A 15,739-nucleotide genomic window follows, 5' to 3' on the forward strand; every position below is an offset into this window, starting at 1 on the left:
AATTCTCCTCACGCATGATCATCCCGTTTCCCTTGCACATACTCCTTGTTAAACAAAAACAGCTTCAAAAGGAGATACAACGATGGCAACAGCAGGCCCAATCCAGCTACAAAAGCTATAACTAAGGCAATTGCCATCGATTCATTTGTAAAGCTGTCATAAATGGTCAAATACGGATACATTAAATAAGGATAATGTGAAATCCCATAGGCCAAAAAGGCAAAAGTAAATTGCCCAACCATTAACCAGAAGGCTAATCCATAGGCCTGCCGCTTCCAAATGAAATACACCGATCCGGCGAAGAAAATAACAGACAGGGCGAACAGCCACCATAGGCTGATCAAGCCCTTGAAATGTTCAGGATTATGAGTCCTCATTTCCACGATAATCCCAGCGGCTGTAATAATCGCTGGCCCCGCCCAGATTAACGCATATTTTCGCAGAAGGTTAGTGGCTTCCTCGTCCTTGGCTTTATGGGCATACCAAGTCAAAAATACTGCAGAAATATACAAAACGGCGGTCAGACTTAGCACCACAATACTCCATGATAAAGGACTCGTGAACAAGCTCCAAAAGTCCAGTACCGGCCGCTTTTCCTCCATCCTCACAAAGCCGCCTTCGGAGATCGTCAAAACAATCGATAAAGAGGCGGGAATAAATAACCCAGTCAGTCCATACAGAATGGTATACCGCTTGTGTTTAAGTCCTCCATAAGTAGAAAACGCATAATATGAACCGCGAATCGCCAGCAGAACGATAGCAATGCTGGCTGGCACGAGTAAGGTTGAACCGAAATAGAAAGCGGTCTTTGGAAAAAAACCAACAATCCCGACAAAGAAAAACACTAAAAAAACATTGGTCACTTCCCAAACAGGTGATAAGTAGCGCTGAATGACCTTAGTCAAAATATGCTGCTTGCCTGTGACCGTACTAAAGGCGTTAAAAAAGCCGGCGCCGAAATCAATCGAGGCCACGATAATATAGCCAAAGAGAAACATCCCCAACACGGTGATTCCAAGGATTTCAAGCGTCATACCGCTCACCTGCCTTCAAGGAAGCCCGATCGGCCAATTCCTGTTCCACCGTATTTTTGCGGAACATCCTTAGCAGAACGACTACGCTGCCAATTCCCAGAATCAAATAAAGTCCGGCAAACAATAGCAGCATGAGATCGACTTGACCACTTGAGGTTGCTGCTTCTTTTGTCCGCATAATTCCCCGTAAAATCCATGGCTGCCGCCCCACTTCATCCAGCCACCAGCCCGTTTCAATCGCCAGAACTGAAAGCGGACCGCCAAGGACAAGGAGCCAGCGAAACCATTTCGAAAAAATAAACTGCCATCTAAGCCAAGTCCCCAGTAAATAGATCAATGATAAACCGGTCAGCCCCATTCCAATTGTCACCATGGCATCAAACAAATAATGGATATAAAGCGGCGGCACCTCATCTTTAGGAAACTGATCCAGTCCAATCACTTTTGCCTGCGGAAGATCTCTAGCTAAAATACTGAGTGCATATGGAACTTTTATCGCATATTTTACTTTTCCATTATCAAGGACCCCAAACAAAATAAGCGGGGCTCCCTCCTCCGTTTCAAAGTGCCATTCGGCAGCGGCTAATTTTTCAGGCTGATACTCCGCTAAATATTTTCCAGAAAAATCGCCAATTAAAGCGGATGCTACTGAAAAGACAAACCCAAGTTTTAAGGTTAAAAATAACGCTTTTTTATGGTACAAATGATCGGAACCTTTCAGCAGACGGGAGGCTCCGATGGAAGCAAGCACGAACGCCGAGGTCATATAAGCCGTTACCAGCACATGCGCAACCTTTGTCGGCATGGCTGGATTGAACATCGCGACGATCGGGCTGACATTAACAAGCTGTCCGCCTACGAGATCAAACCCCTGAGGTGCATTCATAAAGGCATTGACAATGGTAATAAAAACGGCAGAAAATGAAGCCCCGATGGCAACAGGAATCAACAGTAAGAGATGCTTTTTCTGATTCTCAAACCGGTCCCATGTATAGATATAAATCCCTAAAAAAATGGCTTCAAAGAAAAACGCAAAGGTTTCCATAAATAAAGGCAAAGCGATGACGTTGCCCGCCAGCTCCATAAAATGCGGCCACAATAGCGAAAGCTGAAGCCCAATCGCGGTTCCAGTTACAACCCCTACTGCCACGGAAATGACAAAGCCGCGTGTCCAGCGTCTTGCTAATAATATGTAATGTTCATCCTGTTTTTTAATCCCGACCCATTGAGCAATCATAATCATTAGCGGGATTCCGACTCCAATGGTTGCGTAGATAATATGAAAGGATAAAGTTAATTCTGTGAGTATTCGGCTTAATAGAACTGAGTCTTCATTTCCCATTTCACGATTTCCTTTCTTAGCCTGAAAAAATCCTTCCAATTATGGATAGGCCCAAAATAGCAGCGACGATAAAAGCAAGTAAACTTAGCCTTTGTTCTTGTTTTTTGTATATATAAAGTCCCCCCTTTGCTGCTCTTTGTTTATCTTTTCCAATATTTATGTAATTAACAAAAAAAGAAGACCATCAATTGGCCTTCTTTTTTACCCGTAGTCTGCTTTCTATTTTTTCATAGAACTCAATTAGTAAATTCACAATTCTGTTTAGTATCTCAGTTCGAAGCAATAGGTTATGGACTGCAAACGCTGTGCAGGTCCCAATAATCATCCCAGCAGTTACATCTAAAGGATAATGGACCCCTGTCCACACTCGGGATAGAGCAATACCTGCCGATAGAAGCAGCCACAACCAGCCATCACTTTTTCGCCAAATCCAAATAGCAGTCGTAATCACGAATGCTGCCGTGGCATGGTCGCTAGGAAACGAGGCATTTTTCACATGGGGAATCAGCCAGTTTACATGATGACTGACAAAAGGACGGTCCCGGTAAAAAAAGTGACCAATCAGTACGTTCACCCCAAGGGCAACACATGCGGCAATAATGGCTTCTGCCACCATTCTTCGATTTTCTGTTCGATTCCGAGGGAGAAACCAATAAAAAATGATTCCGGCAAAGAATAAATACTCTGCTTTTTCCGCTAAAAACACCATGAATGGATTTAAAACTCGCTCACTTACCGCGAGATGATTTATGAATTGAAAGGCTTCAAAGTCAAGATGAAACATTTTCGTGACCTCCTTTGATTGGCACCATCTAACTATAAAGCCACAAGCTAAATTTTCACTTAAAGTATTATTAAAAATGAATTAAGATTTCGGCAAACTCAATTCAACTTCTGTTCCCACACCTTCGGAGCTTTTCACTTTAATTTCCCCGTGATGCTGTTTCATGATATTTTTGGCAATAGCAAGGCCAAGTCCAGTGCCGCCAGTCTCACGACTCCGTGCCTTGTCCACCCGGTAAAACCGTTCGAAGATATTATCCATTTCGTCCTCCGGTATCCCAATCCCATAATCCTTCACCTTAATCAAGGTAAATTGATCAGTTTCTGATAGATAAACATCTATTTTATCTGTGCTGTATTTGATAGCATTATCTATTAAAATAATGATCGCCTGTTTTAGTTTGAGTTCATCCGCAGAGGTGGAAATGGCATCATCCTGGTAATGAAGGTCAATTTCTCGCTTATAAGCACTTGCAATTTGCTTAAGAATATTCCCGCAAAAATGGATTAAATTGATTTCTTTTATTTCTAAAAGATTACCTGATTCAGTATCGGCTAAATCGAGGAATCTTTCCGTCATTTTTTGAATCCGCGTTGCTTCCGAATGAATTGATTCAATGGCATCATGGGCAACCTCTTCATTTTGCAATCCACGTCTCAGCAATAGATCGGCATAGCTTTTGATCACGGTCAGCGGGGTTTTAAGTTCATGAGAGGCATCCGAAATGAATTGCCTTTGTTTTTCAAGATTGTCCTCTAATCTTCCTATCATTCGATTGAATGTGACTGCCATTTTTTGCAGCTCATCCTTCGTTTCGTGCTGGATGACGATTTTTTTCGGAATCCCGCTTTGTTCAATGTCCTCCATCGTGTTAATCATATTGGAGATGGGTCTCATAATCAGATTCGAAAGCAATCTGCCGCCAAGCAGCGATAAAAGCGCTCCTAAAAACGTGCAAAAAGCTAAAATAGATAGGAGGACGTCTTTCGCTAATTCCAGTCCTGATAATTTTTCAGCGACTTCAAGTGTTCCTGCGCCAGATGGTATTGGCACCCTGACAATTAAGATTTGTTCCTCCTTATCGTTTCGGATAATCGTCCTTCGTTCCGTCTCTTTTTTGCTGACGAATTTTGGTTTTATTTTTCCGGCCAAGAACTTATCATTTGTTGCCTGATAGGAAATTTTGGAATCGTGCTTTATCGTTCTAATAAAAGAATGGTTGGTTAAATAAGGGGCGAAAATTCCCTTCACCTCAGAAGGGGATTCACCTCTTTCCATTTCCTTAATCAAATTGTTTGCTTTTTGAAGCAGGTCATTAGTCTCCATATTGACTGTTATTTTCATAAAAGAAAAAAAGACAACCGCATTTACTGCCAGTAAGACACAGAGAATCCAAGCGGTCGTCATCAAATTAATTTTCGTTGTAATCTTCATTTTGTTAATTCTCCCTTACGGTGTAACCGATACCCCTTACCGTCTGTATAATCGTTGGTTCGGGAAAACCTTCCTCTATTTTCTTTCGTAAATGTCTGATAAACACATCAATGACATTGGTTTCGCCTTCATATTCATATTCCCAAACATTTACCAGGATATTTTCCCTTGTGACGACTCTATTTTTATTTGTCAATAAATAGACGAGTAAATCGAATTCCTTTGGTGTTAAGGTAATGGAAGTTTCCCCCCGTGTTACCTCTCTAGTATCCAGATTAACGGTTAAATCCTTAAAGGATAAAAGGGGATTCTCCGGCTGTGAAGCTTTTGCAGCAAGGGAATTCTGCCTTAAGCATGCCCGAACCCGTGCTAGTAATTCCTCGATTTCAAAGGGCTTTGTAATATAGTCGTTCGCTCCTTGATCGAGCCCTGCAACTTTATCCATCGTCATGTTCCGGGCGGTTAATAAAATGACCGGAAGGATTGTATTTTCTTTCCGAATTCTTCTTAGGACCTCTATGCCATTCAATTCAGGCAGCATGACATCCAGTAAGATCAAATCTAGTTTATCATTCTGGGCCGCCTGCAAGCCTTCCTTTCCATCATAGGCAACGACGACCTCATACCCTTCATACTCGAGTTCGAGCTTTAAGATCTTAGCGATTTGCTTTTCGTCCTCTACAACCAAAATGCGCTGTTTCATTAAATCCCTTCTTTTTTCGAAATGGCCTGTAAATTGCTCCCCTACAATTTAGCACTTTTTTCTCTTATATTTCTTTTTTTTATTGAAATTTAATCAAACATTAAGAAACTCCTTCTATTTAGTCAGAAGGAGTTTTCAGAGTGTCAGGCACGCTATCAAATTCTTGTAAGGAATGCCGTCTAATCGACAATGCAAGATCGGCTAGGAAGTAGAGGCCAACTGCGCCCCAAACCCATGCCCAATACGGTTCAAAGTTCCCGTATACAAGGACAACCAAGGGATGAATCCATTTTAAGCAAAGAAACGACAGCACTGCCCAGCAGGCCGAGAAAGGCAGACAAATATGTCCATGGAGCTGGAGCGGGGTATCGGAATAATCCCACCACTGCCGCTTGAAAAATTTCAACAGCAGTGCACCGGTTAAGTACTCTACTAAAGTTGGAATCACAAAGCACAGCAGCAGAGCAAATCCCCAATGTGTTTCTGGCCTAATGAAATAAACTAATAGTACTGGTGCTAACCCATACATTGGTTTAAATGGCCCATATAAAAAGTTCTCTTTTAAAAAACGTTTTTTGGTTAGAAGGTTATAACTGTTCTCCAGCAGCCAGCCAAATAGTGCGTAGACTGTAAAATAAAATAAGATGGCCGCTGCTCCTTCCATATTAAAAATCTCAGGATTTTGAACCTCGAAACCATTCAATAAGTTAATGATCATGGCTAAACCACCTTCCATGGATAAGAAATTTCCCATTTAGGATTAGCCGTTGAAATTTCAAATATACACAAAAATTTCCAGTTTTTTATTAAAATGTATTTTATTATCTTGGCCTTTTAATGGTAAATACTTCACCAATTTTGGCATAATCATTACCTGCAAGCCTGCTGACTGCACCCAGTTTTTCTTGATTAATTCTTCCCTTTTCATACAACTCCGGCTCAATATGGTATTGTACAATTCGGCCAATAATGAAGTCGCATGACGGCTCACTGTTGTTTCCGCCTAATTCTAAAGAGTGCTCAAGGATACATTCAAAACGGATCTGAGCTTCCTTTATTCCTGGAACAGATATTTTCTCGCTTGACGTTGGTGATAATTCGGCCAGCTCGACTTCACTTTCATTTGCAGGCGGAGTGGCAGAAGTGATATTAATTTTTTCCACATTCTTTTCATCGGTAATATGAACGACAAATTCCCGATGATGAAGGATGTTTCTAGCTGTGTCCTTTCGCTTCCCACCGTTTCTTTGGATGGAAATCGAAAGAAGCGGCGGGTTCGCCGAAACGATATTGAAGTAACTAAATGGCGCTCCATTTAAAACTCCTTCTTCTGATAAAGAAGTAACAAAAGCAATTGGCCTCGGAATAATGCTGCCAATTAAAAATTTATAATTTTCCTTTGCCGGCAAATTAGAAGGATTGATTGAAAGCATTGGTATTACTCCTATCCAATTATTTTTTCTATGTAAGAGAAGGGATGGCCTGCATTTTGCCATCCCTTTTTAAACTTGCCCTTTTTTTATTAAAATTTACCAGATAGTAAATGTCCAGCATTGGGAACTTCTGCTTTTAATCCAAGCCCTTTTAAAATTTTATAAACAGTAGAAGTGGCTGCAGATAATACCGGAATACCTAAACGGTCCTGAACTTGTTGAATAGCAGGAAGGGATGGCATTTGAACGCAGGCTGACAATACGACAGCATCAGCACCCTCAATATTCAAACGGTCTGCATGACCAATTAGATTCATAGGATCTAATCTGCCAACCTCAAGGTTATCTGCCACTTCAAGACTAATTGAGTCAATGACTTCAATCCCCGCTGTATTTAAATACTCTATCACCATATTCGTTAATGGCTTCATATATGGTGTGATAATCGATACCTTTTTGGCGCCAATAGTTCTAATTCCTTCGATTAAAGCACCGGCGCTGCTCACAATAGGTGTTGGTGCACCATTTTCAGCCGTGGTATTTCCTAAACGCTCTTCCGAAATCTGGTGGTAGCCGGGACCCTGACACATGATCGCGACTAAACAAGCATACGCCAACACATCACAGCGGGCATCTGATAATTCCACAGCACAACGGTCGCTTTCCACATCCATCTTTTTTAACTCCTCAGGATTGACATGCATCATTCTCATTCTGGAGGAATGAAAAGTAAAGGTTTCTTTATTAAATAGCTGTTGTCTTGCATGCATCATGGCCGGAATTTCTGTTTCCATAGTAGTATTTGAACTTGGGACAATTAATCCCACACGATAATTTTTAGTCATTATTGTTCCCCCTTAATATGATTTACAGGTTTTTACTTTGTGAAGATGGCCGGTTAAATCCCGGTTTGTAAATGGCTTAACGATTTCGATGCAGGCGAGGAGCTGATCCATATCGATCCCCGTATCAATACCCATTTCGTGCATCATAAAAACAATATCCTCCGTTGCCGCATTCCCGGCCGCCCCCGGAGCAAACGGACATCCGCCAAGTCCGCCGATTGAAGCATCAAATCGTGTCACATCTGCCTGCAAGGCGGCCATTACATTGGACATCGCCATTCCATATGTATCATGGAAATGAGCCGTAATCATCGCTTCGGTTTTTAAAGAAACAGCCTCCTTAAACAAGTCGTATACTTGCTTTGGATTCGCCCTTCCAATCGTGTCGCACAGGACAATTTCGTCTACCCCAAGCTGCTCCATTCTTTCTACCATGCTTAGAACCAGTTTGTAATCTACTATTCCATCAAACGGGCACCAGAAAGAAGTCGCAATATTATAGCGGATAAAAATATCGTTCACCTTTGCTTTTTCAATCACCGCTTCGAAACTTTCCATGGACTGCTCTCGTGTCATTTTGACATTTTTCAAATTAAAGCTGTCACTTGCACCAACAACAAGTGAAAGGGCCTTGATGCCGCTTTCGACCGCCCGTTCATACCCTTTTTCATTGGGAATCAGTGCCATGTATTGAATAGAAGGGTCTTGTTCGATTCCATCGAGTACTTCTTTGGCATCCCTCATTTGCGGTACATATTTCGGATGGACAAAGGAAGTGGCTTCCATTCGTTTAATACCTGTTTTGTTCAATTCATTAATGAGCTCGATTTTCTTTTCTGTCGGGATAAAATTGGATTCGTTTTGAATTCCGTCCCGTGGTCCTACCTCGATAATTTCAACTTTTCCCGGAAGGTTCATTTGATAACCCCTTTTCCATTTAGGAAATTCCTAGTTTTTTAGCTAAATAGGGTTCTAGTCCCCCAAGCTTCACCATTTCTATTAAATGCTCCGGCAATTTCGTTCCAGCGTACTCTTTTTCTTGTGTATGATTAATGATTTTGCCTGCCAACAGGTCAATTTCGATTTCATCGCCTTCCTGAATCAAGGAAGTATCCGCCATCTCTACGACAGGAAGGCCAACATTAATGGAGTTCCGGTAAAAGATGCGGGCAAAGGAGTTTGCCACAATGGCCCCAATCTGATGATGCTTTAGAACCATTTGCGCCGTTTCCCGGCTGGATCCTGACCCAAAATTATCCCCAGCGACGATAATATCACCCGGCTGTACCTTTTGATAGAAGGTTGGATCAATCGCTTCCATCGCATGCTTTGCTTGCTGCTCGATCGGCAGGCTCATATATTGGCCGGGAGAGATAATGTCTGTATTAATGTTGTTTCCGTATTTCCATACCCGTCCTTTGATAATAAACGACATTTACATCACTCCCTGCAAAAGGTATTTTCGAGGATCGGTTATTTTCCCTTCCAGCGCCGTGGCCGCGACTGTAGCAGGAGAGCCCAAATAAACCTCACCCTTTGGACTTCCCATTCGCCCTCTGAAATTCCGGTTGGAGGACGACATCACCACTTCACCCGCGCCGATCACACCGCTCGTAAATCCGCCGCAGGCCCCACAGGATGGCATATTGACAATACAGCCTGCTTCCGTGAGGATTTCCAAAAGACCTTCTTTATTTGCCTGCATCCAAATATGCTGGGAAGCAGGCACCAATAAACAGCGAATGTTTTTGGCAATTTTTTTTCCCTTTAAAATTTGCGCAGCAATTCTAAGGTCGCTGATCCGCCCATTTGTACATGAACCTAAATACACCTGATCAACCGGCTTCCCTTCTACACTGCCAACAGGATGTACATTATCCACTTCGTGCGGGCAGGCTACCTGTGGTTGTAATTCTGATGCATTATAGTGGAGAGTTCGGATATATGTGGCATCTTCATCACTTGCCAGCATCTCTATCTCTTCTGTTACACCCTTGGACCGCAAATATTCCACAACTTTTTCGTCTGTTTCAATCAGTCCTGTTTTAGCTCCTGCTTCTACAGCCATATTGGATAAGACAAGGCGTTCATCGATCGATAAATTCCGGATGGCACTGCCTGAAAACTCCAAGGCCTGATAGGTAGCCCCTGCATGTCCCAGGTCCTTAATTGTTTTGAGCACCATATCCTTGGCAAACACACCTTCCGGCAGCTCGCCATCCCAAATGACTTTTATTGTTTCAGGAACCTTAAGCCATGTTTCACCGGTTAAGAGAACGCCAATCATTTCAGTAGACCCAATCCCTGTAGCAAAGGCACCAAGTCCGCCTGCCATACAGGTGTGGGAATCTGTACCGAGAATCAATCTTCCTGGGCGGACATGTCCATGTTCAGCGATCACTTGATGACACGGTCCTTCAAACTCATAATAATAGGAAAGATCCTGCTCTCTTGCCCAGTCACGCGTGAACTTTAAAATATCTGCCTGCTGGACAGTCGCAGGAGGTGTACAGTGATCGGAAACGACGACTACTTTTTCTTTATCAAAAAGTTTGCCGCCGAGGCGTTTAAAACCGCCATCTACCAGCCATGGTCCCAGCAGGTCATGCATGAGAGCAATATCCACGTTTACCCAAACAATATCCCCTGCCTTCACACCGGCCTGCCCGGAGGCCCTGGCAAGGATTTTTTCTGACATGGTCATTCCCATGAAACTTGCACTCCCTTCCTAAATAATTCCTTTTTCTTTCAAATCGCTGATTTGCTCTTCGGTTAGGCGGAGCTTCTCCTCCAACACATCTTCTGTATGCTGGCCCAATTTTGGACCTGCCCACTCAACCCCCCCAGGAGTTTCACTCATTTTTGGAACGATACCTGGCATCTTCAGCATTCCCAAGCCTTCCACCGCTACCTCTTGAATCATTTGCCGTGCTTGATAATGCGGGTCATTCATAATATCTTCCACCGAATAAATGGACCCTGCAGGAACCTTCGCTTTATCCAAATATTCCATTACCTCCAAGAATGGAAGACTCTTTGTCCATCCTTCAATAAGACCATCCAAGTATTCAGCGTGTTCAGATCGTTTTGCGTTATTTTCAAAGCGCGGATCCTCTGCTATGTCGTCCCGTCCCATTGCATACATCAGTCGTTTAAAAATGGCATCCCCATTGGCGCCAATAACAACATACTTCCCATCGGAACACATATACGTGTTAGATGGTGTAATACCAGGGAGTGTGCTGCCTGTTCTTTCCCGGATTAATGCAGCACGATCAAACTCAGGAACCATGCTCTCCATTAAGCTGAATACTGATTCATACAAGGCAACATCGATGACCTGCCCCTCGCCTGTTCCATTTACATCACGGTGATAGACAGCCATTAACGCACCGATAACCGAATAAAGTGCAGATAAAGAGTCTCCTATACTAATTCCAACTCGTGTTGGCGGACGGTCTGGGTATCCTGTAATATAGCGGAGTCCCCCCATTGCTTCCCCAATCGAACCAAAACCAGGTTTATCCTTGTAAGGTCCATCCTGTCCATAGCCTGAAACACGAATCATAATTAAGCGAGGGTTAATTTTCTTTAATTCTTCATAACCAAGCCCCCATTTTTCCATGGTACCCGGACGAAAATTCTCGATTAGAATATCAATTTCTTTTACAAGCTTTTTTATGATATCCTGGCCTTCAGCTTGTCTTAGATCAATGGTGACCGACTTTTTATTTCTTGACTGGACATACCACCAAAGGCTTGTCCCGTTTTCGACAACACGCCATGATCGAATCGCATCGCCTGTGAGAGGGGATTCCACCTTAATGACCTCAGCGCCAAATTCGGCCAATAATCTTGATGCAAATGGCCCTGCAATCAGTTGGCCCATTTCCAACACCCTTAATCCTTCGAGTGCTTTTTTCCCCATTTTAAGTTCATCTCCTAGTTTTTTCATTTTCCTGATTAAAACGAATAAACTTCTCTTCCCCCATAAATAGCGGGAAGAGAAGTAATTCTGTCATTGTTTTTTCAATTAATTTCCGCTTGTCAGTTCCACACCTTTTGTTTCTGGAATCGCCAATACAAGGAATGCGGCGATGAAGTATGAAACGGCTGCAAGAGTAATAACGACTGGATATGTAAAACCTGATGCAATAAGGACTGGTACAATCAGAATTCCGGCAATCGCTCCGACGCGTCCAAAGTTAAAACAGAAACCTGCTGCTGTCGCACGGATACTTGTCGGGAATAATTCCGAATACCATGCGCCGAAACCGCTGAAATAGCCGGTAAAGAAACCTAGTAAAGAAGAAATAATACCTAAGGTGAAAACATTGGATCCATTTAGTAAAAGTTTTCCATCTGTCAATGGCATATGACTTGAAACATAGGTGAAAATTGGCACCATGATTGTCATACCCAGAAAAAAGACCATGAACGAAAATCTGCGGCCGATTTTATCAGCAAGATAGCCGTATACGATATAACCGACCATTGCGCCAACGCCTGTCCAAATTAGAAATACAGGTGCCTGGTCAATTCGGATGCCAAGTACTTTTTGAAGATAGGTTGGAACGAAAGTAAAAATAATCCAATAGCCTAACATTCCAAGAACGGATACAAGTAGTGCTAGAATGGTAACTTTTAAGAATTCAGGTTTAAAAATGGCGCCGATGCTGGCTTTTTTTGCGTTATTCTTAATGAAGTCACGGTTGGCGAGCCAGACTGGTGATTCTTTTACAAATAATACAATGTACAGAACAGTAGCAAAGGCAGGAATACTGGCAATCATAAATAGATTTCTCCATGATTCCGGATCTTGTGGATTTAAAATCGACCAGGCGAAGATAGCTGCTAATAGGTTACCGCCTGCCCAGCCTGTTTGCATGAAAGAAATCGCTTTTGCCCGTTTTTCCGGCTTCCAAACTTCTGAAATCAAGGCTGCTGCAGCTGACCAAAGGCCGCCGACCGCTACACCTACTACAAAGCGGTAAATATTTAATTCTATTACACTATGAGCGAAACCACACAGCAATGTTCCAATACCATAGGCTAGGACCGAAATGACAAGAGTCTTTTTTCTTCCTATACGATCGGAAATGTTCCCTAAGAAATATCCGCCAATACCAGTAGCAAGAAGGAACCAAGCTACAGTGGAAACAACAGCACTAATTTCTACTTTAAAAGACGCTGCAATGGCAAGGATCACGAAACCAAAAATCCCCGCATCTAAAGCATCGAAAAGCCATCCAAGCCAAGAACCAATAAGAGTATGATATGCACCTTTTTGTGATATTGCTGGTTGATTTGCTATCAGAACCTTTTGTGGCATTGCCATATTGTGTTACCCCCTATGTTTTGTAAAGTGATACGAGTGCAAGTAAATCTTGCTCGATATGACCGTGCATTTCCTTTTCCGCTTTATCCCCATTCCGTTCTTTAATTGCTGCGACGATGCGCTCATGCTCCCCTATAAAACTCCCATCACGAACGCTTCCTTTAAAACCGAAATTGCGAAGATAGGTAACCTTATCCCGAATCATATTTGTTAACGAAATAAGCTGGCGATTACCTGATGCCTCGAGAATAATTTCGTGAAATTGAATGTTTAATTCCACCACTCGTTTCATGTCTTTTTTAATCCAAACGTCATTTGTTTCTTCTATAATCATTTCCAATAATTCTATTTTAGCTGGATTAATATTGACTGCAGCCAGCTTAGCTGCAAGCGCTTCCAATCGCTGCCTGCATTGATAAATATCAATCATGTCTCTTAGTGTAGGCTCAAACACATGCAGCGCGCTTCCTTTTTGTACAAGCAGTTCGTCTTGAACAAGCATTCTAAGCGCTTCCCGCACTGGTGCCCGGCTGACGCCAAATTCTTCGGCAAGCCTTACTTCTACTAATCTTTCACCAGGATTATAGTAACCATCTATTAAACGCTTTTTTATTAATTGATACATTTGAGCATGCAATGGCTCGGTTTTTACGACTGATAACACTGAAAACCACTCCTTTCTTTTAGTATTCAGAATCTAGCAAGCGGTTTCATGTTGTGATTCTAATATATTCTATTTTCTGTCGACAGTCAACAGTCAACAATTCGATTTTTTAGAAAATTTGATTCATTTCGACAAAAAAAGAGCCCTCGGGCTCTTCTATTCTAATCATTAAGGTTTTTGGTATCAGGAATTGAGGTCAATTTGCTTTTCAATTTCCTTTTTAACCCCTGGCTTAGCAACTGAAGCAAAAATAACCACCATACTCACCAACCCAATCCATACTAAAACTGATGTCGGGTGGTTCCAGCTTATGCCTTTGCCAAAGAAGAATAATTCACGAAGTCCGTCGACCATGAAGCCCATTGGCAGCCACGAATGAATCCAGTCACGATAAAACGAAGACATAAATTCTGGTGCCATTGCAAGCAGCGGTGCGCCGAAGAAAAGAATCAGGACAAAGATTGGAATCCCCTTTATACCCGTCCAAGAAAGAACTGCTGATATCATTAAGAAAAAGCTGAAGCAGGTCATAGATAGGAATAAGGCGATAACGACGAATTTAGGAATGTGAACACCGATAGTTTCCGCCATCCACGTTAATCCAAAGCCGGCAACAAGGGCGATAACTGCTCCCATAAGTATTTGAGCAACGTGAACAGCGAGTTTTTCCTTCCGATTCGCAAAAGGTAATTTACTTACCATAAGGAAAATGATGGCTGCCCCTGCGATACTTGCCATCCAGAGCGGCTGAAATAAGGAGACCGGAGCATTGCCATTCATGCTCGCCGTCCCAACTTCATTAACATTCGTTACTTTCTTTGTGATCGGTGATACTAACGCTGCTGCTTGTTTCGTGGTAACTGTGCCGCCTTGTTTTTCAAAGCCCGCGAGTAACTGGGCCCTGACATTATTATTGATATTGTCGACCATTCCGTTAAGCGCGGTGGTTACCATCGTCGAAGCAATCGTGTTCATCCCTTGATTGACCATTATCTTAATTTCCGGTGAAGTTGGTGAAGGGCCCATTAAGGATGCTTGTTTCTGTGAAAAATCCTTAGGAATGACGATAGCTCCGTAATACTCTCGGTTGTTTAATCCCTTCCTTACTTCCTCATTGCTTTTAATAAAAATAAACTTAATGGGCGACTCTTTTTCAGTTTTTGCCTGTATCATTTCACTAATCGTTTTTCCCATATTCAAATGGCCCTGATTCGGAATTTCCACGCCTTGGTCCTCGTTGACAAAGGCAATTGGTACATTTTTCGGAGTGGGTTTGACCGATGGCACAAGCGTTAAGCCAAATATAAGCACCACGATTAAAACAATAACAGGCGATAAAATGACCAGTTTATTTTTAAACAAACTCATAATTGAGTATTCCCCCTTTATTGAACAAGCTGTTGATTATTGTTCACACTGTTAATTATAATGGGTCTATCGGGTATCGCAATAAACAATATTGGTCGCAATGTCGAGTAATTAACAGAAATGAATAACATGTTGAATTTAATAAAAAATTTTTTGGAGGGCTAAAAAATGTCCGATAAAGCAGCAGATAGACGAGTCATCCGGACCAAACGAATGATCCGGGATGCTCTCACCGAGTTGATGGAGGAAAAAGGCTTTGAAGGAATTACGGTGCGCGATTTAACGGAAAAAGCGAGTATTAACCGTGGTACCTTTTATTTGCATTACCGGGATAAGTACGATCTTCTGGAGCAAAGCGAAGAAGAGGTTATTACAGGAATTGGGCGACTAGTAAATAATATCAAGCCAAAAGAGGCTGTAAGCTTTACCAGTCAAGACGAACCTTTTCCCATTATCTTGAAGCTTTTTGAATACTTCCAAGAAAATGCGAGTTTCATGAAGGTCATTTTAGGCCCAAAAGGGGACGCCGCCTTTCAGGGCAAAATGAAGGAATTAATCAAAAAAACCTTTTTTCAAAAAATAGCGGAAGATCTAAAAATCGAAGAAATGCTCGTCCCAGTCGATTATTTGATTTCCTATGTCAGTTCCGCCCACCTTGGGGTCATTCAGCATTGGCTGCAAAGCGGAATGGAAAAATCACCGCGGGAAATGACCTTAATTTTAACAAAAATGACCCTTTTTGGACCGGGACATGTGGCAGGGCTAAAAAAATAAGGTAATCGTCATCTTTTCGA

The 15,739-nt window shown here is 42.3% G+C and carries 16 protein-coding genes; 1 reads left to right on the plus strand and 15 read right to left on the minus strand.

Features of this window, described 5'->3' with window-relative positions; genetic code table 11:
* Positions 1 to 8: 8 nt before the first annotated feature.
* The 15 genes from ACIFOT_RS12020 to ACIFOT_RS12090 form a co-directional block, all read right to left on the minus strand.
* Positions 9 to 1,034 (minus strand): cytochrome d ubiquinol oxidase subunit II, encoded by a 1,026-nt coding sequence (locus ACIFOT_RS12020; RefSeq protein ID WP_430064723.1) that lies wholly within the window; start codon positions 1,032 to 1,034, stop codon positions 9 to 11.
* Positions 1,024 to 2,376, minus strand: coding sequence for a cytochrome ubiquinol oxidase subunit I (locus ACIFOT_RS12025; protein WP_430064724.1), 1,353 nt, complete (start codon positions 2,374 to 2,376; stop codon positions 1,024 to 1,026). Before ACIFOT_RS12025 ends, ACIFOT_RS12020 begins: the two co-directional genes overlap by 11 nt.
* 184 nt (positions 2,377 to 2,560) lie before the next feature.
* On the minus strand, positions 2,561 to 3,160 hold the full coding sequence (locus ACIFOT_RS12030) for an undecaprenyl-diphosphatase (protein ID WP_430064725.1): 600 nt from the start codon (positions 3,158 to 3,160) through the stop codon (positions 2,561 to 2,563).
* An 81-nt stretch (positions 3,161 to 3,241) separates the two neighbouring features.
* A complete protein-coding gene (locus tag ACIFOT_RS12035; protein WP_430064726.1) occupies positions 3,242 to 4,594 on the minus strand; it encodes a sensor histidine kinase in 1,353 nt (450 codons plus the stop codon).
* A gap of 4 nt (positions 4,595 to 4,598) precedes the next feature.
* On the minus strand, positions 4,599 to 5,297 hold the full coding sequence (locus tag ACIFOT_RS12040; protein WP_430064727.1) for a response regulator transcription factor: 699 nt from the start codon (positions 5,295 to 5,297) through the stop codon (positions 4,599 to 4,601).
* 118 nt (positions 5,298 to 5,415) lie between these two features.
* Entirely contained in the window at positions 5,416 to 6,015 is a 600-nt protein-coding gene (locus ACIFOT_RS12045; protein ID WP_430064728.1) for a putative ABC transporter permease, read from the minus strand.
* Positions 6,016 to 6,118: 103 nt separating this feature from the next.
* Positions 6,119 to 6,730: a flavin reductase family protein gene (locus ACIFOT_RS12050; RefSeq protein ID WP_430064729.1), complete on the minus strand. Its 612-nt coding sequence runs from the start codon at positions 6,728 to 6,730 to the stop codon at positions 6,119 to 6,121.
* A gap of 89 nt (positions 6,731 to 6,819) precedes the next feature.
* Positions 6,820 to 7,575, minus strand: coding sequence for a maleate cis-trans isomerase family protein (locus ACIFOT_RS12055; RefSeq protein ID WP_430064730.1), 756 nt, complete (start codon positions 7,573 to 7,575; stop codon positions 6,820 to 6,822).
* 12 nt (positions 7,576 to 7,587) lie between these two features.
* A complete protein-coding gene (locus tag ACIFOT_RS12060) occupies positions 7,588 to 8,493 on the minus strand; it encodes a hydroxymethylglutaryl-CoA lyase (RefSeq protein ID WP_430064731.1) in 906 nt (301 codons plus the stop codon).
* A 19-nt stretch (positions 8,494 to 8,512) separates the two neighbouring features.
* Positions 8,513 to 9,010, minus strand: coding sequence for a 3-isopropylmalate dehydratase (locus ACIFOT_RS12065; protein WP_430064733.1), 498 nt, complete (start codon positions 9,008 to 9,010; stop codon positions 8,513 to 8,515).
* Entirely contained in the window at positions 9,011 to 10,285 is a 1,275-nt protein-coding gene (locus ACIFOT_RS12070) for a 3-isopropylmalate dehydratase large subunit (RefSeq protein ID WP_430064735.1), read from the minus strand. It lies immediately after the preceding gene.
* A gap of 18 nt (positions 10,286 to 10,303) precedes the next feature.
* The gene (locus ACIFOT_RS12075) at positions 10,304 to 11,503 is read right to left on the minus strand and encodes a CaiB/BaiF CoA transferase family protein (RefSeq protein ID WP_430064737.1); all 1,200 of its coding nucleotides are present in this window, start codon (positions 11,501 to 11,503) and stop codon (positions 10,304 to 10,306) included.
* A 105-nt stretch (positions 11,504 to 11,608) separates the two neighbouring features.
* Positions 11,609 to 12,913 (minus strand): MFS transporter, encoded by a 1,305-nt coding sequence (locus ACIFOT_RS12080; protein WP_430064739.1) that lies wholly within the window; start codon positions 12,911 to 12,913, stop codon positions 11,609 to 11,611.
* 13 nt (positions 12,914 to 12,926) lie between these two features.
* Positions 12,927 to 13,577, minus strand: coding sequence for a GntR family transcriptional regulator (locus ACIFOT_RS12085; RefSeq protein ID WP_430064741.1), 651 nt, complete (start codon positions 13,575 to 13,577; stop codon positions 12,927 to 12,929).
* A gap of 183 nt (positions 13,578 to 13,760) precedes the next feature.
* Positions 13,761 to 14,939: a YhgE/Pip domain-containing protein gene (locus ACIFOT_RS12090; RefSeq protein WP_430064878.1), complete on the minus strand. Its 1,179-nt coding sequence runs from the start codon at positions 14,937 to 14,939 to the stop codon at positions 13,761 to 13,763.
* A 174-nt stretch (positions 14,940 to 15,113) separates the two neighbouring features.
* Between ACIFOT_RS12090 and ACIFOT_RS12095 the strand changes: the two genes are divergently transcribed.
* Positions 15,114 to 15,719, plus strand: coding sequence for a TetR/AcrR family transcriptional regulator (locus ACIFOT_RS12095; protein WP_430064743.1), 606 nt, complete (start codon positions 15,114 to 15,116; stop codon positions 15,717 to 15,719).
* The last annotated feature ends 20 nt before the right edge of the window (positions 15,720 to 15,739 follow it).

The sequence above is a fragment of the Neobacillus sp. NRS-1170 genome, from assembly GCF_050468025.1.

What these genes read in the sequence shown, in the direction of transcription:
- ACIFOT_RS12045 (WP_430064728.1), bottom strand. Translation starts at nt 6,015, where the DNA reads ATGATCATTAACTTATTGAATGGTTTCGAGGTTCAAAATCCTGAGATT.
- ACIFOT_RS12040 (WP_430064727.1), bottom strand. Translation starts at nt 5,297, where the DNA reads ATGAAACAGCGCATTTTGGTTGTAGAGGACGAAAAGCAAATCGCTAAG.
- ACIFOT_RS12035 (WP_430064726.1), bottom strand. Translation starts at nt 4,594, where the DNA reads ATGAAGATTACAACGAAAATTAATTTGATGACGACCGCTTGGATTCTC.
- ACIFOT_RS12070 (WP_430064735.1), bottom strand. Translation starts at nt 10,285, where the DNA reads ATGGGAATGACCATGTCAGAAAAAATCCTTGCCAGGGCCTCCGGGCAG.
- ACIFOT_RS12020 (WP_430064723.1), bottom strand. Translation starts at nt 1,034, where the DNA reads ATGACGCTTGAAATCCTTGGAATCACCGTGTTGGGGATGTTTCTCTTT.
- ACIFOT_RS12055 (WP_430064730.1), bottom strand. Translation starts at nt 7,575, where the DNA reads ATGACTAAAAATTATCGTGTGGGATTAATTGTCCCAAGTTCAAATACT.
- ACIFOT_RS12065 (WP_430064733.1), bottom strand. Translation starts at nt 9,010, where the DNA reads ATGTCGTTTATTATCAAAGGACGGGTATGGAAATACGGAAACAACATT.
- ACIFOT_RS12080 (WP_430064739.1), bottom strand. Translation starts at nt 12,913, where the DNA reads ATGGCAATGCCACAAAAGGTTCTGATAGCAAATCAACCAGCAATATCA.
- ACIFOT_RS12025 (WP_430064724.1), bottom strand. Translation starts at nt 2,376, where the DNA reads ATGGGAAATGAAGACTCAGTTCTATTAAGCCGAATACTCACAGAATTA.
- ACIFOT_RS12060 (WP_430064731.1), bottom strand. Translation starts at nt 8,493, where the DNA reads ATGAACCTTCCGGGAAAAGTTGAAATTATCGAGGTAGGACCACGGGAC.
- ACIFOT_RS12030 (WP_430064725.1), bottom strand. Translation starts at nt 3,160, where the DNA reads ATGTTTCATCTTGACTTTGAAGCCTTTCAATTCATAAATCATCTCGCG.
- ACIFOT_RS12075 (WP_430064737.1), bottom strand. Translation starts at nt 11,503, where the DNA reads ATGGGGAAAAAAGCACTCGAAGGATTAAGGGTGTTGGAAATGGGCCAA.
- ACIFOT_RS12095 (WP_430064743.1), top strand. Translation starts at nt 15,114, where the DNA reads ATGTCCGATAAAGCAGCAGATAGACGAGTCATCCGGACCAAACGAATG.
- ACIFOT_RS12050 (WP_430064729.1), bottom strand. Translation starts at nt 6,730, where the DNA reads ATGCTTTCAATCAATCCTTCTAATTTGCCGGCAAAGGAAAATTATAAA.